The 21,016-nt window shown below is 34.5% G+C and carries 20 protein-coding genes; 16 read left to right on the top strand and 4 right to left on the bottom strand.

The window, feature by feature from the left end; genetic code table 11:
* Positions 1-5: 5 nt before the first annotated feature.
* From AC4PID_RS17340 to AC4PID_RS17370, 7 genes are all read left to right on the top strand, one after another.
* Positions 6-746, top strand: coding sequence for an alpha/beta family hydrolase (locus AC4PID_RS17340; protein WP_492133247.1), 741 nt, complete (start codon positions 6-8; stop codon positions 744-746).
* Positions 747-757: 11 nt separating this feature from the next.
* Positions 758-2,020 (top strand): MerR family transcriptional regulator, encoded by a 1,263-nt coding sequence (locus tag AC4PID_RS17345; RefSeq protein WP_492133248.1) that lies wholly within the window; start codon positions 758-760, stop codon positions 2,018-2,020.
* Between the two features lie 99 nt (positions 2,021-2,119).
* Complete coding sequence (locus AC4PID_RS17350; protein WP_492133249.1) at positions 2,120-3,373, top strand: MFS transporter; 1,254 nt, start codon at positions 2,120-2,122, stop codon at positions 3,371-3,373.
* A 138-nt stretch (positions 3,374-3,511) separates the two neighbouring features.
* Entirely contained in the window at positions 3,512-3,823 is a 312-nt protein-coding gene (locus AC4PID_RS17355; protein ID WP_492133250.1) for a hypothetical protein, read from the top strand.
* A 106-nt stretch (positions 3,824-3,929) separates the two neighbouring features.
* Entirely contained in the window at positions 3,930-4,577 is a 648-nt protein-coding gene (locus AC4PID_RS17360) for a DUF975 family protein (RefSeq protein WP_492133251.1), read from the top strand.
* Positions 4,578-5,034: 457 nt separating this feature from the next.
* The gene (locus AC4PID_RS17365) at positions 5,035-5,238 is read left to right on the top strand and encodes a hypothetical protein (protein WP_492133252.1); all 204 of its coding nucleotides are present in this window, start codon (positions 5,035-5,037) and stop codon (positions 5,236-5,238) included.
* A gap of 151 nt (positions 5,239-5,389) precedes the next feature.
* Entirely contained in the window at positions 5,390-5,812 is a 423-nt protein-coding gene (locus AC4PID_RS17370) for an SRPBCC family protein (RefSeq protein ID WP_492133253.1), read from the top strand.
* Positions 5,813-5,887: 75 nt separating this feature from the next.
* Here the strand turns inward: AC4PID_RS17370 and AC4PID_RS17375 are convergent, their stop codons facing one another.
* Positions 5,888-7,501 (bottom strand): Na/Pi cotransporter family protein, encoded by a 1,614-nt coding sequence (locus AC4PID_RS17375; RefSeq protein WP_492133254.1) that lies wholly within the window; start codon positions 7,499-7,501, stop codon positions 5,888-5,890.
* 207 nt (positions 7,502-7,708) lie between these two features.
* Here AC4PID_RS17375 and AC4PID_RS17380 point away from each other — a divergent pair, with 207 nt between their 5' ends.
* Positions 7,709-8,560, top strand: a complete 852-nt coding sequence (locus AC4PID_RS17380; protein WP_492133255.1) for a DUF1848 domain-containing protein — start codon at positions 7,709-7,711, stop codon at positions 8,558-8,560.
* A gap of 56 nt (positions 8,561-8,616) precedes the next feature.
* Here AC4PID_RS17380 and AC4PID_RS17385 read toward each other — a convergent pair whose 3' ends face one another.
* Entirely contained in the window at positions 8,617-9,864 is a 1,248-nt protein-coding gene (locus AC4PID_RS17385; RefSeq protein WP_492133256.1) for an anti-sigma factor domain-containing protein, read from the bottom strand.
* 167 nt (positions 9,865-10,031) lie between these two features.
* Here AC4PID_RS17385 and AC4PID_RS17390 point away from each other — a divergent pair, with 167 nt between their 5' ends.
* From AC4PID_RS17390 to AC4PID_RS17425, 8 genes are all read left to right on the top strand, one after another.
* On the top strand, positions 10,032-10,907 hold the full coding sequence (locus tag AC4PID_RS17390; RefSeq protein WP_492133257.1) for a VOC family protein: 876 nt from the start codon (positions 10,032-10,034) through the stop codon (positions 10,905-10,907).
* A 22-nt stretch (positions 10,908-10,929) separates the two neighbouring features.
* Positions 10,930-12,408 (top strand): methyl-accepting chemotaxis protein, encoded by a 1,479-nt coding sequence (locus AC4PID_RS17395; RefSeq protein WP_492133258.1) that lies wholly within the window; start codon positions 10,930-10,932, stop codon positions 12,406-12,408.
* A gap of 200 nt (positions 12,409-12,608) precedes the next feature.
* Entirely contained in the window at positions 12,609-13,151 is a 543-nt protein-coding gene (locus AC4PID_RS17400; RefSeq protein ID WP_492133259.1) for a dihydrofolate reductase family protein, read from the top strand.
* On the top strand, positions 13,144-14,091 hold the full coding sequence (locus AC4PID_RS17405; RefSeq protein WP_492133260.1) for an adenylyltransferase/cytidyltransferase family protein: 948 nt from the start codon (positions 13,144-13,146) through the stop codon (positions 14,089-14,091). The genes AC4PID_RS17400 and AC4PID_RS17405 overlap by 8 nt, the downstream gene beginning before the upstream one ends.
* A 21-nt stretch (positions 14,092-14,112) precedes the next feature.
* Positions 14,113-14,991: an ABC transporter ATP-binding protein gene (locus tag AC4PID_RS17410; RefSeq protein WP_492133261.1), complete on the top strand. Its 879-nt coding sequence runs from the start codon at positions 14,113-14,115 to the stop codon at positions 14,989-14,991.
* A 9-nt stretch (positions 14,992-15,000) separates the two neighbouring features.
* Positions 15,001-15,807: an ABC transporter permease gene (locus tag AC4PID_RS17415; protein WP_492133262.1), complete on the top strand. Its 807-nt coding sequence runs from the start codon at positions 15,001-15,003 to the stop codon at positions 15,805-15,807.
* A gap of 15 nt (positions 15,808-15,822) precedes the next feature.
* Positions 15,823-16,617: a DUF2705 family protein gene (locus AC4PID_RS17420; protein ID WP_492133263.1), complete on the top strand. Its 795-nt coding sequence runs from the start codon at positions 15,823-15,825 to the stop codon at positions 16,615-16,617.
* A gap of 221 nt (positions 16,618-16,838) precedes the next feature.
* On the top strand, positions 16,839-19,106 hold the full coding sequence (locus AC4PID_RS17425) for a beta-propeller domain-containing protein (protein ID WP_492133264.1): 2,268 nt from the start codon (positions 16,839-16,841) through the stop codon (positions 19,104-19,106).
* Positions 19,107-19,188: 82 nt separating this feature from the next.
* On the opposite strand, the gene AC4PID_RS17430 is transcribed toward AC4PID_RS17425, so the two are convergent.
* Positions 19,189-20,121 carry a DUF2156 domain-containing protein gene (locus AC4PID_RS17430; RefSeq protein ID WP_492133265.1) on the bottom strand — a complete coding sequence of 311 codons (933 nt, stop codon included), beginning with the start codon at positions 20,119-20,121 and terminating at the stop codon, positions 19,189-19,191.
* A 112-nt stretch (positions 20,122-20,233) separates the two neighbouring features.
* A complete protein-coding gene (locus tag AC4PID_RS17435) occupies positions 20,234-21,016 on the bottom strand; it encodes an ABC transporter permease (protein WP_492133266.1) in 783 nt (260 codons plus the stop codon).

Below are 21,016 nucleotides of genomic sequence, written 5' to 3' on the forward strand. Positions count from 1 at the left end.
TAGCTATGAAAATCTTCACAAAAAAGAGAGTTCTAATCACTATTTTATCAGTTCTACTAATTGCAATCATTGGAATGGGGGTGTGGTTTACGAATTCTTATGCGCCAGATGAGCAAGCTTTAGAAGCTTTAAAGGGAACAAATGATATCACGGTTACAAACTCAAATGATTATATCTTCTTTAGTCCGGAGACAGCAGAATCAAAAGGGATTGTCTTCTATCCAGGTGCAAAGGTTGAGCCAGAGGCATACAGTGTGCTTGCTTTAGAAATTGCAAAACATCATATTCCAGTGGTCATCGTAAAAATGCCTCTTAATTTTGCCATCTTTGACGTGAATAAAGCAGATGATATAAAATCAGAACTAGCAATCAATCCAGATTGGGTTTTAATGGGTCACTCCTTAGGTGGTAGCATGGCTGCAAAATACCTCTATGATCATTCAGAAAGTTTTAGCGGTATCATATTCTTAGCATCGTACTCAGCTAGTGATTTGTCTCAAATGGATATAGACGTGTTAAGTATTTGGGGGACAAAGGATGCTTTTGTTACCCAAGAAAAGATAGAATCTACAAAAAACAAATTACCTTCTAATTCAATTTTTCAATCTATAGAGGGAGGCAATCATAGCCAGTTTGGTAATTATGGTTTTCAAAAGGGAGACAATGAAGCTGAAATTGACAGAAGCGAGCAAAGAGCAATTATAGTTGATGAGATAGTAACCTTCATAACTGATATTATCAAATAAGGTGGGAAGCCATGAAAATAGGCCAGTTTGCGAAACGTAATAACGTCAGTATAGATACCATTCGACATTATATGGATTTGAACTTGATTTTTCCAGAGAAATATGGAAGCTATTATCACTTTGATCAAGCATGTCAAAACGATTTTGATGATTTAATTCATCTTAAAACACTTGGATTTTCTTTAAGTGAAATTAGTAAAATACTCATCTATAAAAGAATTGGTAATCTTACCGACGTTGAAAAGCGTGATTCGTTTCTGTCTTTTTTTCGTAAGAAATACGATTGGGTTAATAAAGAGATAGAATCGTTACTCGTAACAAAGCAAGGGTTGCAAGATGCGATTTATCAATATAGTGAAACCAAATCATCAGCGACTCGTGTTAAAGGATTGCCTTTAGACGGTCTTGCACTTCTTAAGTGTCCACATTGTCAATCCACACTGATTACAGAGTCGGGACAAATCGTTCAAAATTCGATTTTAAATGGTAGTTTGACCTGTCAAAGATGTGAGGCAGCTTATCACATGAAAATAATTGATGGCATACTTGTATCTTCTGATTTTGAGCCCGATTCAACTTTCAGTTATTCACATTTGGTTACAGAGGCAAGCGAAACCTATATTGATCAATATTTAAGATCTACTGACCCAGATTATCTCCAAAAGCTTTATGCCAGTCTACAATGGTCATCAAGACATAACCAGTTTAATGAGCTAAAACAAGGTGATCTCATTCTTGAACTTGGATCAGGGCATGGCTATTTTTTAAGGTATCATCTTGATCTCTTCGATAAAGAATTGTTCTATGTTGCAGTAGATCATGATATTGAAAAGCTTGTTTGGTTAAAATCAATAATGGACCAACAAGAAACTAGGCTGAAAATCGTCTATATTTGCTCAGATTTTAAAGAAATTCCTTTAGCCGATCAATCTGTCAACTTACTACTAGATGTATCTGGATCTAGTAATTACGCCTTTGAACATACTGAGTTCTTATTAGATGATTTGATGCCACTCCTTCATGATCAAGCGCAGTTTCATGGGTATTTTATTCTGTTTGATAAATTTGCTAAAAATTCTATTATAGAAATGGCATTTAGACCAAACTTCAAGCTAGAAACAATTAAATCTGCTTTAGAAAGATTGGGATTAGAATCGTTTAATGTCTACCAATCACCATCCGTTACAAAAGGTGGTCCTATGGAAAACTACTTTGTATCTGGAGAAAGTGTATTTACTTATATCGTTAATGGCAAGTTTAAACCATTGGGTTAACCCAATGGTTTTAATTTTTTGAACCATAAAAAACCATATTTAATATCTTGCTATCGGTTATACACCATCCTATACACTGTTTATAGAGAGGTGAATATGATGAGTGATAACAAATATGGTAAATATAATTTAGGCTTATTCTTTATGGGAAAAGGGGTGTCCGTCATAGGTTCGGCGATCTATAATTTTGCAGTAGGATTATATGTCCTAAAACTGACAGGTTCTGCGTTGAATTATGGTATAACCTTAATGCTCTCCATTTTACCACTAATTTTGATCAGTCCTTTTGGTGGTGTCATTGCTGATCGCTTTGATAAAAAGAAAATCGTCGTCAGCATGGACATCATCAACGGCTTTCTGTTTATTGCAATTTTCTTTTTAACAGGGAAAATGAATTTCACATTAGAAATGGTTTATTTGACGACAATTTTACTCAATAGCTTTGGCACTCTATTCGCTATTAGCATAGAAGCAGCAAAGCCAAATCTAGTGCCAGATGAGAAACTAATAAAAATCAACGCCTATAGCAAACTCATCGATTCCATTTCCTCTGTTCTAGGCCCAATCATAGGCGGTGTTATATATGCCTTAGTTGACATCCGAGCTTTCATTTTATTCAATGGCATTTCATTTTTAGTCTCAGCCTTAAGTGAGTCCTTTATGGATTTCAATTATCACAAGAAAGAAACACCTATAACTGTCAGTACATCCTTTAAAACAGATTTTAAGGAGGGGATAGCGTACTTTATCAAAAACAAGTCTATTGTAGAGTATTTTTTTATCTTTGCTGCATTAAATTTCCTCCTAGGGTTTTCAGTAAACGTACCTGCACCTTACTTGATTAATGAAATATTCAAACTATCTTCAGCACAATTTGGATTAATAAATGGGCTTTTTCCAGTTGGTTTAATCATTGGCTCATTAACTATTGAATCACTATTGAAGAAATTCTCTTATAAGAAGGTATTGCTCACAATGAATTTATTTTTAGCGATTTTGGCAGGTGGTGTAGGATTACCTTACCATGTTTTTTCAAATCCTGTCATACTTACCTTATATTATGGTTTGAATTTTTGTCTTATGGGTCTTGCAATCGCATACGTGGATGTGCCGATTACAACACTCCTTCAGCAAGAGGTTCCTTCTCATTTATTAGGAAGAGTGATGAGCATTTTAATGAGTTTGGTTAAGGTAATATTACCAATAGCTTTAGTTACATCCGGAGCTGCAATATCAATCTTACCGATAAAAATCATCCCTTTAATTGGTGCATCTATTTCTGGAGGATTTACCATCTATCTTATTAAAAAGGAGTTTAGGATGAATAGATTGAATTTTGAAAATATTGAGTAGCATTATATTATTTGTTGCATAATTGTTCAATTTTTCATACATTTATGTTTTGATTTTTGTACAGTTTATGATACACTATATCTAGTGGGGCATAAACTGACCTAACAAACCTACTAATAATCGAAAAGGAGACTTTATATGCACAAAATGGATTTATTCTCAGCAATTTTTGATTACTATGAACACTTGTTTTCTAAAAAATTGAGCGACGCTGAAAAGCAATCTATTATGGAATCGTTTGAAAGAATGGATATTGAAGATGGCATTGAACGTGCAATTCGTTCTATAGAATCTGGATTGCATATCAAACTACCCTATGAACTTTTCGTTGAAACTAGAGGATCATTTCATGACGACCCAATAGACAGGATTTTACATCGATTTAATTTTCAAGCTTCTATGTGGACAAATGAACATTTGAAGGAGAACTTTATCAATGAGATGGCCTAACATTCAATATATAAGTACTGGTCATAATTCCCTTTATTTAAAATAAAATAGAGGGAATTTTGGTTTTTTGGTGTATAAATAAGTATAGCTCAATTGAGGAGGTTATATGAATCGTTATGAACTGAAAATGAGGGCAAAGGATGCGCTTCAAGGCAAATGGATCATTGCCATTGCAGTAACTATTATTGCACTAATTCTTAACAACATTCATTTGTCCACTGATACATCTATTTTTAGATTCAGTGGAGGTTGGATGGAGCATCTAAGAGTTTTATCACCATTAAGCTCTGTTTCATCAAGTATTTCATCATTAATTAACTTTATTCTATCTGGTCCAGTTGCCTATGGCGTTGCCTTTTTTTATCGGAACATTCTCAGAGAAGATGAGGCAAGAGTTGAATCCATGTTTCAAGGCTTTAAAAGATTCTTAGACACTTTACTTGCGTATTTATTTATTTCAATTTTTACTTTTTTATGGTTTTTATTATTAATTATACCTGGCATTATAGCAGGATTAAGCTATTCTATGACTTATTACATTTTAATTGATCATCCCGAGCTAACCCCACTTGAAGCCATTCGACTCAGTAAGGAAATTATGGTAGGTCATAAAGGAGAGCTGTTTGTATTAGGACTTAGTTTTATCGGTTGGTTTTTCCTCGGACTCATCACATTTGGTATAGGGCTACTATATGTGATTCCATACTTCAATGCGACATTGGCTGAGTTTTACCTCTCAATAAAAGGTGAATAAGTTAAATATGACTTTCGAAACTTCGTTTAGGAATTATAAGACGTTGTTTGGGAAGTCATTTTTATTTATAAGATATTTTTAAGTATAATAAAAGCATCATATTTGGTGAGGTTGTTATGTTGCAGAAACTCATATATGCTGTTTGTTTGATTCTATGTTTTATAGTAATTTTTATTTATGCTGTCTTAATCTATCCGGTATGAAGGAGTGATTTTTTGAAGCACTATATTATCTTAATCGTTTTAACTACAATCGCTTTTTTTAGCTTTTGGGGATTAACAAATATACATAATCTATTGGTTTGGTTTGAGAGACGTGTTGAGAGATACAACGCAACTTATTCCATGTATTTACATAGTTTTCAGTTTTCAATCATACTTAAAACAACCTTGTTCTTGATATTTTTCGTCAGTTTATTTACTTTATTGTCACTAATAATTTTATAGGAGGTAAAAAAGTGTTATCAATTCCAATGCTTATAAACTTAGTCAATCTATCAACACTATTAGCAATTATTTTTGGTGTACCATTTTTACTATACCGATTGTTACAATACATACTAAAAACAAATTTAAAGCTTAAACGTGTAGAAAGAGATATAAGATTATTGACGATGGAAAAAGAAGTAGCCGTTTCAAAATTAAGAAATAGTTTAAAGTAACGCAAATAAAAAGCCACAAACAGTGGCTTTTTTATTTTTTTGCTACAAATTCACATATGGTAAAATCTGAAGACTTTATACTTTAAAATTTTAATTATAGCAGTGTTAATATAATATGTCCTAGGGTAACTATCATAAAAAGGAGGCTATTATGAATCAATTTGAAAAAATTACAATTACAGTATTAATTGATGCGCCACTTGAAAAGGTTTGGCGTGCATTTACTGAGCCAGAGCATATTACAAAATGGAACTTTGCATCTGATGATTGGCATTGTCCAACTGCAACCAACAATCTTGTAAACGGTGGCACATTTTCATATAGAATGGCTTCAAAAACTGAAGACATTGGATTTGATTTTGGTGGTGTTTACTTACAAGTTAACCCATTAAAGCATATTAGTTATGAGCTAGGGGATGGTAGAATTGTAACGATTGATTTTAATGAAAAAGATCCATCTGGTGTCTTAGTAGAAGAGACTTTTGATGCTGAAAAGGTTAACCCACTAGAATTACAGAGAAATGGCTGGCAAGCCATTTTAAATAACTTTAAAAGTCATGTAGAATCATTATGAAAATAAAAAGAGCTGTTGCAAATCCATTTGATTTGAAACAGCTCTTTGGCTTTTACTTAAAATAATTGATTTAAATTACGCGAATGATACGTTATCCGCAACGATTCTTACTAAGTTACAAGAAAGGTCAGAAATTCTTTCAAGGTTGTTTACCATTTCAAGATAATAAACGCCGGCTTCAGTACTACATTCATTTGAATTAAGTCTTGAGAAGTGGTCACGACGTGCATCTCTTTGAAGTTGATCCATTTCCTGTTCAAGACTGATAACAGAATCAATCAATTGTTGATCTGGCTTTTCTAAAACCTCAAGAGCCATCTCATAAGTTTCCTTAGTTTTATTATACATAATGAGTAATGCTTTTTTAGATACATCTGAAAGAGCAATGTGGTTGTCACTCATGGTCATAACGAGTTCAGCGATATTATCTGCATGGTCACCAATTCTTTCAATATCATTTACACTATTAAATAATCCATCTAGATACTTTCTATCTGTATCCATAATGTCTTTATTTGAAAGCTTAACTAAATATTCAGTAATTAACTCTTCCAGTTTATTAACGTCTTTTTCATATTCAAATGTTTTCTTAACCTTATCGAGCTGATCCTCAAATAAACCATCCATAGCAGACACAAGGCTCCTCTTAGCGATTTCACCCATGTTAATGGTTTCATTTGTAACACTTTTAATTGCAATAGTAGGTGTTTCTAAAATACGTTCATCAATATATTTTGTTAACTTAACTTGCTCTTCGCCTTTTTCTGGTATAATCCACATTGCTATTTTAATTAAGATAAACGCAAATGGGAACTGGATTACAACGTTTGCAAGGTTGAAGATCGTATGTGCATTTGCAATCTGTCTTCCTACATCAGTTGGATCAAGTTTAGTAACAATAGATGTAATTGGATGACTTAATACAACGACGAATAATAAAGTACCGACTGTATTGAACGCTAAGTGAATAATTGCAGCTCTTTTAGCATTTTTACTTGCACCAATAGATGAAAGTAGGGCAGTTGTACAAGTCCCGATGTTATCACCATAAAGAATTGGTAATGCAGCTGCTAATGGCAATGCGCCTGCAGAAGCTAAGGCAATTAACATACCGATAGAAGCACTTGAACTTTGTACGATAAAAGTAAGACCAAAGCCTACGAGAACACCAAGAATAGGATTATGACCGATACTTGTCATTAAATCTTCAAAAGCTTGAAGCTCTCTAAGTGGTTTTAATGAATCCTTTAAAAATTCCATACCGATAAATAAGATCCCTAAACCAATGAGGATTTCAGCAAAGTTCTTTTGTGAATCCTTTTTTGACAGCATCCAAATAATCATACCGACACCTACCGCTATAGGTGCGATTTCATCAATGGATAAAGAAACGATCTGTCCCGTTATTGTAGTACCAATATTTGCACCTAGTATGACGCCAACAGCTTGTGAAAGCTTCATAATACCTGCATTTACAAATCCGACAACCATTACTGTAGTGGCACTAGAGCTTTGAATAACACCTGTTACGATGACACCCACTAAAACGCCCATAAAACGATTAGTCGTTAAAATTTCAATTATACGTTCTAACTTCTTACCAGCGGCTTTTTGTAAACCAGCTCCCATCAGCTGCATTCCAAAAAGGAATAGTCCAAGACCGCCTAAAACACCAATTGCTACTGACATTATTTAATGCCCCCTAATTTAAAGATTTTTAAAAATTGTATACACGATAAATTCCTATCCTATTCTAACATAAAATAGATTTTACAATGTTAAATCTATGTAAAGTCGAAGTAATTTAGATGTAAAAGTGATTTGAAATCTGTACATAACTGAAACTGACTGCATTCTACACCATATTATGCTAAAATATTCTAAGGGGGAAAGAATATGATATTAAGCATAAGTAGACGTACCGATATACCAGCTTTTTATAGCGAATGGTTCTATAAAAGAGTAGAAGAGGGCTATCTGATTACTCAAAATCCTATGAACTCAAAGCAAAGACGTAGAATTGAATTTAATGATCAGATAGACTGCCTTGTTTTTTGGACTAAAAATCCTGAACCAATGATTGAAAGATTAAATGAAATTGAACGGTTTAACTATTACTTTCATTTTACATTAAATGCATACGGCACAGACATCGAACCAAATTTACCATCTTTAGACAATCGATTGAATACTTATGTAAGTTTAGCTAAATTGATTGGAAATGAACGTGTCATATGGCGATATGATCCTATATTGCTAAATGATCAATATGATACACAATTTCATATTGAAAACTTTACAAAAATAGCTAAAGCATTATCTCCATATCTATCGAAATGTGTCATCAGTTTCATCGATACATATCCTGTTAATAAGAAAAAACTGGAACAACAAAACATCCATACACCAAATGCAGATGAAGTAGGAAAGATTTTGAATGCCTTTACATCCATTGCATATGAGTATGATTTCTTAATTGAAACTTGTGCGGAACAATCATCACTGGAAGACTATGGTATCTGTCATGGACACTGTATTGATAAAAAATTAATTGAATCTGTATTTGATGTGACTTTATGTGAGAAAAAAGACGATCATCAAAGAGAAAATTGTGGATGCGTGCAAAGTATAGACATTGGTGCCTATAGCACTTGCTTAAATCATTGTATCTATTGTTATGCCCAGCATAAGCAAAACAAATCAAAATTCTGCTATGTTGATTCGCCTTTAATGTGTGGTGTGGAATAAGAATTGTGGCTATAAAAAAAGAGAGTGCAAAAATTGCACTCTCTAATTTTTTTATTTTAATTACCTTTAGAATTACCTTTATTTGAATTATCATTGTTGCCATTATTCGTTTTAGGTTCTACTGGTTTTCCTGAAGGATTTTTTGTTTCAGGTTCAGTGGACGGCTCAGAAGAAGGTTCCGTTGTTGAATCTGTTGAAGGTTCAACAGATTCAGAAGTTGGCTCTGTAGTTAGTGTTTGATCGTTTTTCTTTCCACTATTGCCATTATTGCCATTATTGTTTTTACCATTATTATCATTTGAATCCGTTGTTGTAGGGGATTCAGTCGTTTCATTTTTAGGATTATTAGAGTTGCCATTATTCGATTTACCTGGGTTTTGTGGTAACTGAATCTCTTGTTGTTCTATAAATCCTTTCAATTCTTCAATTAATGAATCGTAGTTCACATCTTCTTGAGATAATTTTGCTCTAAAGGCTGTAACATCTACGCTTAACATCTCAAGTGTATTTAATAACTTGTTTATTTCATTAACTTTAGCTTGATCGCTCTTTTGAATGATGGTACCAAAATGTTCAAATTGATTAATCAGGGCTTCTTCAGCGAAATATTCTTTTACATTTGTCTGATCAGATTCTTGATCTAAAACATAAAGGCCAACAGAAACTGATTTTTCTTTTGCCGCTTTTAACTCATTTTTAGTTGCTTTGTTAAATGCAACATTCACTTCTTGAAGGACTTCTGATTCGTTTATTTTTTCTTCTAATTTATTCTCAATATCAGCGTTATTATTTGGATTACCTTTTACTGGTATCGTCGTAACGAGTACGTAATCATCAATCAAGTCTTCTGAATTGATAAAGCCTTGCTCTATCGCTTGTGAGACGACGATCTCAACGGCATCTTCGACTGCCATCCCTTTGATACTTTCGAGAGAAAGGGAAGCTGCATCATCATTAAGTGCAATATATCTTAAAACTTTATCATTTGCATTTAATTCAAGCTGTACACTTGGATTAATATCAATTGTAACAACTGTAGCGGTTGCATAGCTAACTTGATACATGTTAAATCCAAAGAAACTAGAAAAAACAATTGCGATAACTGCTGCAGCAGCAACGATTGATCTTTTATTAAACATCGATACAACATTATTACTTGATGTATAGAAATCATCACTATTCACCCAGATTTTTTGTCCTACCGATAGGCCAAGTTTATTTTTTATACGTTTGTATTGATTTTCATTTGTTAAAATAATAGAATAGTTTTCATGAACGCTTAAAACGATTCCTTTGTATAACATCGCCACACCTTCTTTCTCATATGTAATATTATACGATTATTATTCAAAAATTAGGTGACAAATCCTTATTTTTTTATAGTTTATTGCATTCTATTTTAATCTTAAGAAATGCTATTATAAATTATGGGTAACTATATAGTAATTTAATGTCTATATAGGAGGCTAACATGAACAAAATTATACCCCACATATGGTTTGACAAAGAAGCGCTTGAAGCGGCAGAAAGATATGTATCTGTTTTTGAAAATGCAAAAATAAATCATACGACTGAACTTGAGGATACACCATCAGGAACCGCACATCTCGTAGAACTCACTCTAGCAGGACAACCCTTTCAGTTTATTTCAGCAGGTCCATTTTTCACACCAAATCCTACGATATCATTTTTAATTAATTGTACAACTAAAGAAGAGGTAGATCGGTTTTACAACTGCTTTATCGAAGGTGGATTTGAACTTATGCCACTAGGAACTTATCCATTTAGTCCATACTACGCTTGGGTTGAAGATCAATATCATGTATCCTGGCAAATCATGCTCAACCATACACCATTATCAGATCAGAAGATTATCCCAACACTTATGTATGTTGGTAAACATCTTGGCGAATGTGAGCAAGCCGTTCATCATTATATTAAAACCTTTGGTGGTTCACTGAGTAGTGAAGTGACACGATACTTGAACGAAGCGCCAAATCCAGATAACAGCGTCAAACACGTTAACTTTATGATTAATGGCATGATGCTTGGTGCTATGGACAGTGGTTATGATCACCAATATCAGTTTAATGAAGGCGTTTCTTTCATTATACCATGTGACACCCAAGAAGAAATTGACCATTACTGGTCGTTATTATCACACGATCCAGAAGCTGAACAATGCGGCTGGTGTAGGGATCAATTTGGTGTCTCATGGCAAATAACACCTTCCATTATGGGGGAATTATTAAACACTGACAATCAAGAGAAAAAGACAAAAGTAATTCAGACCTTTTTAGGTATGAAGAAATTCGATATTAATCAGTTAAAGAAGGCAGCTGAATAACAGCGCCGATTGGAGGAATGTAATGTTAACAAATGTACTATTTTCGCTACTCTTTGTTTTAGTTGGTAGTGCTTTAGGTGGATTTATCATGAGTTTACGTCACAAAAGAGCTTTAAAGCAAATGAATCACTCTTTGAAACTTCTGACTAAGGGCAACTATAAAGTCTCATTTAAAGTAAAGAATAAATCGGTAAAGGAGACAAGTGCTTTATTAACACAGCTAAGCGAAAATTATGAACGCACATTTGAAGAACTTCTCATTACATCGCTTAAAACGAATGCACTTTCAGATGAACTTTCAGAGTTTATGACAAATAATGCAAGTAGAATGAATGAAATGGTAGAAAATGTAGATACGATTGCAGGTTCTTCCCAAAACTATGTAAAGAATATCTCATCAGCAAATGAAGATATTACAAGTGTTGCCAATTATGTGAAGGAAATTACAGATAGCATGAAGCAAGCAAAAATTGCTTCAGCAGAAACCTATAATCGATCAAAAAGTTCACTGGCTGAGGTTGAAGCAACAATGAGCACGGTGGAGACGATGGCAGAGTCAACCAATCGCTTTGTTGGACAAATCGACAATTTAGTGACCTCAGCGAATGCCATCAATCAAATCACAGATACAATAGAAGCCATTTCATCGAATACAAGCTTACTTGCACTAAATGCAAGTATTGAAGCTGCTCGTGCTGGCGAAGCCGGTAGAGGCTTTTCCATAGTTGCAGATGAAATTAGAAAGTTGGCTCAAAGTACTTCAGAGTCACTAACCGATATCGTATCCAGTGTTACGGCTATTACGACAGCACTTAAAGTAACAGAGCAAGAGACGGAAAAAAGCGTTGAAATGAGTGAATCGGTAAAAAATCAGGTCTTTGGAACAAGTAAGATTTTTGAAGCAATCTCAACGGACTCAAAATTAACTGAAGAGCGTGTAGAACACGCCTTTACAGCAATAGATAGACTTTCAAATGCGGTCCATGAAATAGAAAATCAAATTGAAGCTATTTCAAATCATACATCAACAAATAATCAAACCGTATTAACAACAAAGTCTATCGTAAAAACGATGAGCTTAGATATTGAAAAGCTTAAAACCTCTGCATTAAACTTAGGTGACATTAATGAGCGTTTCTACCAAACAATATCTTCTAAGAGTATTGATGTGATTTTAACGCAACAACTTGAGTTTTTAATGAATGAATACCATGCCAAAAGATCAGTTGAAGAAGCAAAGTCATTTGCAGAGCAACATAAAATTTCTAACTATCAAGTCCTTGATCCGTCAGGCAAAATTATTACAGCAACTGAAGCTGAAAGTATAGGACTCAACTTATTCGAGATATACCCGCCATACAAAGACTACTTTGATTCTAAATCAAGTACTTATCTTCTAACGCCTATCGTTAAAAGATTAGATGGCTTTTATGCTAAATTTGCAGCTGTTAGAAAAGAAAACTTTTTAATTATCATAGAGTATTCTTTCAATTTAAAATAATTTAGACTTTCAAAGAGATGACATTAATCTTTAATTAGATGGACGTCGTCTCTTTTTTATTTGCCACATTCTTACTTTTAGTAATATCTATAAACACTATTTCCAAAGATTTTAATTAAAGGATTTTATCAGTGAATGTAGAAGTTATAATAGGGTAAGTATAAAAGGACAGTTTTTCAATTATATTTACAGGAGGCTTTATGGCACAATCAAAAGTTGTCGTATATATTGCAATGTCATTAGACGGTTTTATCGCAAAACCCGATGGAGATTTAGCATTCTTATCACTCGTTGAAAAGGAAGGCGAAGATTACGGGTATCATCAATTTCTAACAACAGTCGGCTCTGTACTAATGGGCAGAAAAACTTATGAAAAAGTCATGTCCTTCGGTATACCTTTTCCACATCAGGATGTGCCTTGCTATATTATTACATCGAAAGAGAAGACTACAAGCGATGGCCCTTACTTTTATAACGGAGACCTCAATGCACTGATTCAAAGGTTAAAAACTTTGGAGGGTGATGTTTTCGTAGATGGCGGTGCTGAGCTAGTGAATACACTTCATAAAATGGACCTGATTGACAGATGGATCATTTCTGTAATTCCAACCTTTATAGGTGAAGGCGTTAGATTATTTAAAGAAAAATCCATGGATCAAGTTTTAAATCTCGTCAAAGTAGAATCCTTTCAGACAGGATTGGTACAGCTCACATATGATAGAAAGGAGAACCACCATGTCTAAACCTTTTAAAACAGGCTTAACCGTTGGAAAATTTGCACCCTTTCACAATGGACATCAATTTCTTATAGAATCATCACTTAAAGAAGTAGAAAAACTCATAGTTATCGTATACGACGCGCCCAAACACACGCACATTCCATTAACCGTTAGAGCTAACTGGATCAGAATGCAATATCCAGAAGTAACCGTTATAGAAGGGTGGCATGTCCCTACCGATATCGGCTGGACAGATGAAATACAACAAAAGCATGTGGATTTTATCATAGAGTTGTTGGCCGGGCAAAAAATAGATGTTTTCTTTTCAAGTGAAGCTTATGGCTTTAGAATGAGTCATGCATTAAACGCTGAAAATAGAATCGTAGACATTGACCGTAAAGAAATTCACGTAACTGGTACCGATATTAGAAACAATCCTTTTGCAAATCGTAACTTTGTACCACCAGCAGTTTATAATGACTTCATCACAAAAGTCGCTTTTTTAGGTTATGACCGCGAAATGACATTTAACTTGGTTAAGAAGCTAAGTGAAATCTACCAAACTGAGTTGGTCACACCATATGATGATGATTTTAAGATAGAAGATATCGGATTAGGCTTAAATAAAGTAGCGACAGAAATAAAAACAAAAACCAGCGACGCCAATCAGTTTTTACTTATACAAGCTGGACTGTACGAGCTTAATTTAATCTATCGTCAAAAGCATCATGTGGATCATCCCGAATTCTTAAGCATACAAGCGGACCATATGTTACAACCGGATGTAGTTTTCATCGTGATGAGTGAAGATACCATAGAAAATCGTAAATTGATAGGTGAGTTTCAGATGCGCAATTTACCTTATATCGCGTTGGTTGGGAATATGGAAAATCAATTGGTCAAAGTCGATAATATCCTGAAACTCTATAAAAAGTTTACCAACCCATTAACCATAGAACTATAGAATACACAATTGGGGGAGCATATGAACGTAATCGAGCTAAATCAACTTACAAAATACTACGGAAAATCAAGAGGCATTGAACAAGTCTCTTTGGATGTAAAGGAAGGCGAGATCTTTGGTTTTATCGGCCCAAATGGCGCTGGAAAGTCTACAACAATTAGAACCATGCTTGGACTGCTATATCCAGACTCTGGTACGGCGAAAATTTTTGGTAAAGACTGCTTTATGTCTGGACCAGAAATACGTCAGGAAATAGGTTATTTGCCATCTGAGGTTTTCTACTATGATAAGATGAAGGTCATCGATTTACTGAATTATACCGCAGGCTTTTTCAAAAATAAAAATTCTAAAGTTAAAATGCGCGAGCTTGCAGAAATCATGGAGCTGGACCTTAAAAAGAGAATTGAGGATCTTTCCTATGGTAACAAGAAAAAAGTTGGTATCGTACAAGGACTCATGCATTCACCTAAACTGATCGTACTTGATGAACCTACGAGTGGTCTCGACCCCTTAATGCAGCAAAAATTCTTCGATATCATCAAGCAAGAAAATCAAAATGGTGCGAGTGTCTTTTTCTCATCACATATTTTAGCAGAGGTTCAAAGTCTCTGTAATCGAGTTGCGATCATAAAAGATGGTCAAATTATAAAAGTGGATGATATCAAGTCCATGAGAGAGGACAACTACAAGAAAGTAACACTAAAAGGCAATCAGATCCCATCAGATCAGTTTATCAACCTTCAAGGAGTAACCAATATTCATCATGTTGATCGCGAACTTAAATTTTTCTATAAAGGAGATATCAATCAATTAACGCATCTCGTCAGTCAAAATAGCCTCAAAGACGTTCTAATAGAAGAACCGACGCTTGAAGAAATCTTCATGCATTATTATCGCTAGGAGGCACTGATGTTAAATATTTTAAAATACGAGATTAAGCTGCATTTGAAATCACTCATTATTTGGGGTATCTCATTAGTCATCTTAGCAGCTTTACTTATGATGTTTTATCCTACATTTGGTGACGACGTAGCACTTGTCGATAAGATGCTAGAGAACTATCCAAAAGAGCTTCTACAGGCATTTGGAATGGGTGGTCAATTATCACTTGCGACGGTTCCAGGCTACTTTTCATTTGTGTTTGTCTTTCTTCAGCTCATGCTTGCTATCCAAGCCTCCAATTATGGATTTTCTATCCTATCCGTTGAAGAAAGAGAGCTGACTGCAGATTATTTAATGACCAAACCGGTGTCTAGAAGCGAAATTTATATCTCTAAGTTCTTAGCATCCGTTATCATCATGATCATATCCAGTGGTATCGCAATTGGAGCATCGTTGATTTCAGTAGAGGCGTTCAGAAACGGACACCCTTATGACCAAGAGCGTATGGTTCTATTACTTTTAACATTATTACCACTATCACTTTTATTTTTATCACTGAGCTTGTTTATTTCAACACTTCTTAAAAAGGTGAAGTCCGTGCTTAGCTTATCACTTGGTTTGTGCTTTGGCCTTTACATCGTGAATAGTGTTCAAACCATCGTCGGTGGCAAATGGGTGAGTGGACTGATTCCATTTCATTATTTTGAACCCAATTATATCCTAGAAAATGGGGAACTTAATTCTAATTACTTTATGATGTACTTTATCATCGTTGTCGTTTCAATTGTCGTTTCCTACAAAACGTATTTGACCAAAGACATTCATTCTGTATAAACAAAGGGGCAAAGTATGCACATATTAAAATGGGAAATTAAAGCACAATTTAAAACATTGCTCATCTGGAGTGTGGTCTTTATCGTCTTAATTTTTATGATGACCTCTGAGTTTTCTGCGTATTATGATAATCCAGAGATGAGCGATGTTCTCGACGCCATGCCAGAAGGGATGCTCAAGGCATTTTCTATGGAGAACGCCAACTTAACCACCACAACAGGCTATATTAGTTTGGTGGCACTTTACTTCTATATCATGGTTGGTGTTTACGCTGTACTGCTCGGGAATGGCATTATAGCAAAAGAGGAGAGAGATAAAACTGCAGAATATCTACTTACTTTACCAGTTTCCAGAAGGAAGCTACTATTTATAAAGTGGCTTGCAGCACTTATCAATACCGTCTTCCTATCATTGGTTATTTTTGCTGCAACTACAGCAGCGATGCAACCCTATGATCTCGATCAAGTGTTTTTCAAATTCTTAACTCAGATTACGGTTTCTTGTTTCATCATCATGCTGATATTCTTATCAATAGGTTATCTCATGGCGAGTGTCTTAAAGCGATATAAAAGTAGCGGAAAACTCTCAGCAGTGCTTGTTTTTATCTTATACCTCGTCAATGTCATTATGGCATTAAGCGACAAGCTAGATTTTATGAAGTACTTAACACCGTTTAAGTACTTTGAAGCACAGAAAATATTAAAAGAAGGTAGCTTAGACACGACCTATCTCATCATTTCAGGTGGTATCGTCATCGTTTCGATGATAACTGCCTTTATTGTCTATCCAAAGCGAGATATAAAAATATAGTTAGAAAACGGCCTTCGGGCTGTTTTTTTTATTATCATAAATTTTTGATGAATAACTTAGACCTCTTGATATTAATCACAAGTCGAAAACTTGAAAGGCTTTTGTAAAGTATGGGTATATAAGCTTCATGGTTACACAATACATATAACGAGGCATTCAAACTAATAGATTGACAACCATGTTGGGTTGTCTTTTTTGCTTAAAGAAAGGAGTGAGAATGGATGTATAAAAAAATCATCATTTTAATGCTGTTTTTCATTTTGGTTTGTGTACCAAGCTATTCTGAAAATGACATTCAAATTGAGATTGATGGCAAACCTTTACAACTTGAAGTTGCACCTCAAATTGAAGATGGTAGAGCACTTGTACCTTTCAAATCAATTTTTGAAGCACTTGGTCTGAATATAAGTTGGAATAACTATTTACGAATTGCAACTGCCTATAACGAAGAAATAAGTGTCTCAATAAAACTTGATGAAAATTTTGGTAATATTAATGGCGAATTGATCGCACTCGATGTCCCCGGGCAGATAAAAAATGGGAGAACGCTTGTACCATTAAAATTTGTATCAGAAGCATTTGGAAATGAAGTTTCATGGGATCCAGTTAAAAGATTAATTTCAATAAAAAGTGGTTTTAAACCCCTTACTTATACAAATAATTTACCCACTGTAGATTCAAATGAAAAACTGCGCTTATTATTTGAATATGCAGAAAAGTACACACAATATTATGTTCCTCCATCAAATGATTATGTTATCGAAGAAATGCCTTTAGAATCTATAGATGAGCCACTCGCAGATTTAGCCCCAGTAGCAGAGCCAGATCATAGCGATACTAATGTCCAGGTAAATGGCGTCGATGAATCAGATATAATTAAAACCAATGGCAATCTTATTTACCAGTTAAGGGGCCAAGATATTAAAATTACAGATATTTCTGGTGAACAAATGAAAGTAATATCAACAATTATGTTTGATGATAATTTAAGAGCATCAGAATTTTATCTTTATAAGAATATGCTCATCGTTATCGCTCGGAAGGAAATATCATATGCTATTGAATATCCACCCACAACACCATCAACAGACGATTTGATAGATGATCCAGATTTTTATCTCTATGATATACCTCCGGTTCAATATCCAAGCACCATTTTAAATTCTGTTTTATTCTATGATATATCAGATCCTACTGACCCAAACTTAATTAGAACTTTTGATAATGAAGGTAATTTATTCACTTCAAGAGTAACCGATGGCAAACTTTATATGGTTCAAAATGCTTGGATGACTACCTACAACTATACTATTGATAACCCAATTCCAAATTTCACTGATACAATAATAGGAAATGGAAAAGATGAAGTAAAAACAATAACCGTGGGTCTTGATGAACTAAAGTATTTCCCTGATTCAATTGAAAGGAGCTTATTAATAACTCTTGGATTTGACTTAGATGTTTTAGATAAAAGTCCAGATATAAATGTTTTTCTAGGTAATAGTTCAACCGTATATGCAAGTTCAAACACAATGATCATTGCTATGGAACGCTATCAATACAAATATCAGATGATTTATGATTATTTCGCACCTGTCAATTTGAGATTTACAGATCTATATAAATTTGAGTTAAGTAACGGCACTTTTCAATATAGTAGTAAAGGTACCGTACCAGGAAATATCCTCAATCAGTTTTCCATTGATGCTTATAATGATCAATACAGGGTTGCGACGACATCTGGAGAAACATGGTTTGATAATTCACAAAACAACATCTATGTTTTTGACTCAAAGATGCATTTAACAGGAAAACTAGAGGGCCTAGCACCTGGAGAACGTATCTATTCCGCTCGATTTGCAGGAGACCGCGCTTATCTTGTAACGTTTAGACAGGTAGATCCGTTTTATGTTATTGATTTAAAAGATGCCTCAGAACCAACAGTATTGGGATTTTTAAAAATACCTGGTTACAGTGACTATCTTCATCCATATGGTGAAAATTCTGTGATTGGATTTGGAAGAGAAATGATCGATACTGGAAATGGTCAGATGTTAGGAGGTATTAAGATTGCACTGTTTGATGTCTCAGATGTTTCTAATCCAGTAGAAAAAAGTAAAATTACCCTTGGTTCAAGCTATAGTTATACAGAAGTGCTCAACAACCACAAGTCACTCTTATTTTCTTATGAAAAAAACTTATTTGCATTACCTGTAACACTTTACGAAGGTGATTATTATGATAATAAATTTGTTTTTCAGGGTGCGTATGTTTACATTATCAACCCAGAAGTAGGCTTTATTTTACTCGGTAAGTCCTCTCATTTAACTCAAAAAGAAATTGAGGATAGTTCTCTTTATTGGTATGACACGTCTAAGTCTGTAAGTCGCATAATTTGGTCTGGTAATAAAATTTATACGGTTTCAAATTATGGTATTAAGAGTCATGATATAAAAACAATGCAAGAAATAGAATTTATGATTTATTAAATTAGTTCATAAAGAATTAATGGGTTATAGCCAATCGATATCGATTGATTATAACCCATTACTATTATATTAATTGTTCTTTTTATTCAACCAAAACGTCAAATTTCTTAACCAATTCTATGGGGTGGTAGGATTGTTTTGCCTTACGAATTCCTTCTTTTCCCATGTCTTGTTCACGGTTAACGACACTTGCTTGACCTAAAACTTGATTGACCAAGGCATGGTTAATTGCGGTATAAGCCCCTGTAACATCCGCATCTGCTTTCTCAATATGACATAAAAAAGTGTCATTTTGTATCCGTTCTCCAAAAGACATCGCCACTGGACGATCATCTACATAGATAAGACTTCCAATTAAGCCCTTTGTCGCATAGCTTTCCCAATGTGTTAAGACGTTTTTAATCCCTGCAAACTCATAGCAAAGATCGTAGGTGTCACCACAGCCGTTTGCCGTACACCAGTTTTGAGCAACGGTAAGTGCATCGTTTGAAGATTCAGGAGTAATGGTTTCAATTCTGTATCGATCCACATAATACTTTCTAAATTGATTCAAATGATTTTTCTTTTTATGATAGGCATTACCAGAAAGCGTTGCTAGCTTTTCTAAATCATAACAGTAATCATAATAATCTTCGGATGTAGTGATATTGAGGGGATAGCCAAAAGATTCAAGCTGATCTTTAAACGACTCACTAACACGTCTAAATCTTATTGTATTATTTTCTGCTCTTAGTAGGGATAGAAGTGCAGTGACGCTATCCTTCAGAGCTATTAAGTCTGAATAATTACCAACCGGTTCAGATATCATTCTTTCAAAGACGTTATCAGGATGATAAATAAAATAGAGATAACCACCAAGTTCTAAGGTGTGTAGTTCATGACTTTCATGCCATATATCTAGATTGGTTAGGTTTAAATCATGCACCTTCGAGGTATAGTTTTCGTAGTATTTTATATAATCTTCATAAAGTGCTGGATCATAGGGTTTAATAAGTTCGTTTATATCATTCATCATATTTTTCACCTCAAAGGTTTTATACCCACGAATTATAATTAATTGACTAATATTTCGTGTACAAAAAAGCAATTGTAATCTTAAGTCGATTACAATTGCTTTCTCATTTTAATTATGACCCCGTAGATTTATAATGTTTAACACCGAACTGCCAGAAGAAGAGAGCAGGGATGATAAAAAACATACCAATGTAGGGCATAAAAGCATAAAAACTACTTTGATAACCTGGTTTTTCAAGAAGATAACTCAAAGGTATGACATTGACAACTGCAAACGGGACAACAAATGTAAAAAATCGCCTTACACTTTTCGCATAGATGGAAAGTGGATACTGCGATAGCTCTCTACCACCATCTGTAAAGATATTAGCGATTTCCAGTCCTTCTATGGTCCAGAATGCCACCGTGGCGAAAATGATAAATAATCCTGAAAAGATAAAGATGCCACCAATTAGCATCCCTGAGATGCAGATGACTTTTAACAGTGTCCAGTGCAATCCAATTTTTGAAAGTGCCCATGTAAAAATCAAAACCCCTTGTAGCAATCTTCCGATGCGTGTAAATTCAAACTTCCAGCCCAGTACCTGTAGCGGTGTGCTCACCGGACGCAGTAATAAGCGGTCAAAGTCACCAGACTTAACTAAGTTTGGAAAGGAATCAAAGCCTCTGACAGATGCCTCAGCAAGTGCAAATGCCATATGGGTGATTCCGTAAAGAAGGGCAACCTCTGTAAAAGACCAGCCTTGCAAGTTTTCAAACCGATCAAAAAGAAGAAACATACCGATAAAGACGAAAAAGGGAACGAAAAACTGACCGATGCACAAGAGAAAAAAGGACAGTTTGTAAACCATCTGCGATTTGATGCCCATCTTGACGTAATGTAAATAGAGTCTCAT

This window comes from Fusibacter sp. QWL-12 (assembly GCF_058683495.1).

Coding starts and splice junctions, on each gene's coding strand:
- AC4PID_RS17340 (WP_492133247.1), top strand. CDS start 6: ATGAAAATCTTCACAAAAAAGAGAGTTCTAATCACTATTTTATCAGTT.
- AC4PID_RS17345 (WP_492133248.1), top strand. CDS start 758: ATGAAAATAGGCCAGTTTGCGAAACGTAATAACGTCAGTATAGATACC.
- AC4PID_RS17350 (WP_492133249.1), top strand. CDS start 2,120: ATGAGTGATAACAAATATGGTAAATATAATTTAGGCTTATTCTTTATG.
- AC4PID_RS17355 (WP_492133250.1), top strand. CDS start 3,512: ATGCACAAAATGGATTTATTCTCAGCAATTTTTGATTACTATGAACAC.
- AC4PID_RS17360 (WP_492133251.1), top strand. CDS start 3,930: ATGAATCGTTATGAACTGAAAATGAGGGCAAAGGATGCGCTTCAAGGC.
- AC4PID_RS17370 (WP_492133253.1), top strand. CDS start 5,390: ATGAATCAATTTGAAAAAATTACAATTACAGTATTAATTGATGCGCCA.
- AC4PID_RS17375 (WP_492133254.1), bottom strand. CDS start 7,501: ATGTCAGTAGCAATTGGTGTTTTAGGCGGTCTTGGACTATTCCTTTTT.
- AC4PID_RS17380 (WP_492133255.1), top strand. CDS start 7,709: ATGATATTAAGCATAAGTAGACGTACCGATATACCAGCTTTTTATAGC.
- AC4PID_RS17385 (WP_492133256.1), bottom strand. CDS start 9,864: ATGTTATACAAAGGAATCGTTTTAAGCGTTCATGAAAACTATTCTATT.
- AC4PID_RS17390 (WP_492133257.1), top strand. CDS start 10,032: ATGAACAAAATTATACCCCACATATGGTTTGACAAAGAAGCGCTTGAA.
- AC4PID_RS17395 (WP_492133258.1), top strand. CDS start 10,930: ATGTTAACAAATGTACTATTTTCGCTACTCTTTGTTTTAGTTGGTAGT.
- AC4PID_RS17400 (WP_492133259.1), top strand. CDS start 12,609: ATGGCACAATCAAAAGTTGTCGTATATATTGCAATGTCATTAGACGGT.
- AC4PID_RS17405 (WP_492133260.1), top strand. CDS start 13,144: ATGTCTAAACCTTTTAAAACAGGCTTAACCGTTGGAAAATTTGCACCC.
- AC4PID_RS17410 (WP_492133261.1), top strand. CDS start 14,113: ATGAACGTAATCGAGCTAAATCAACTTACAAAATACTACGGAAAATCA.
- AC4PID_RS17415 (WP_492133262.1), top strand. CDS start 15,001: ATGTTAAATATTTTAAAATACGAGATTAAGCTGCATTTGAAATCACTC.
- AC4PID_RS17420 (WP_492133263.1), top strand. CDS start 15,823: ATGCACATATTAAAATGGGAAATTAAAGCACAATTTAAAACATTGCTC.
- AC4PID_RS17425 (WP_492133264.1), top strand. CDS start 16,839: ATGTATAAAAAAATCATCATTTTAATGCTGTTTTTCATTTTGGTTTGT.
- AC4PID_RS17430 (WP_492133265.1), bottom strand. CDS start 20,121: ATGATGAATGATATAAACGAACTTATTAAACCCTATGATCCAGCACTT.
- AC4PID_RS17435 (WP_492133266.1), bottom strand. CDS start 21,016: ATGAGACTCTATTTACATTACGTCAAGATGGGCATCAAATCGCAGATG.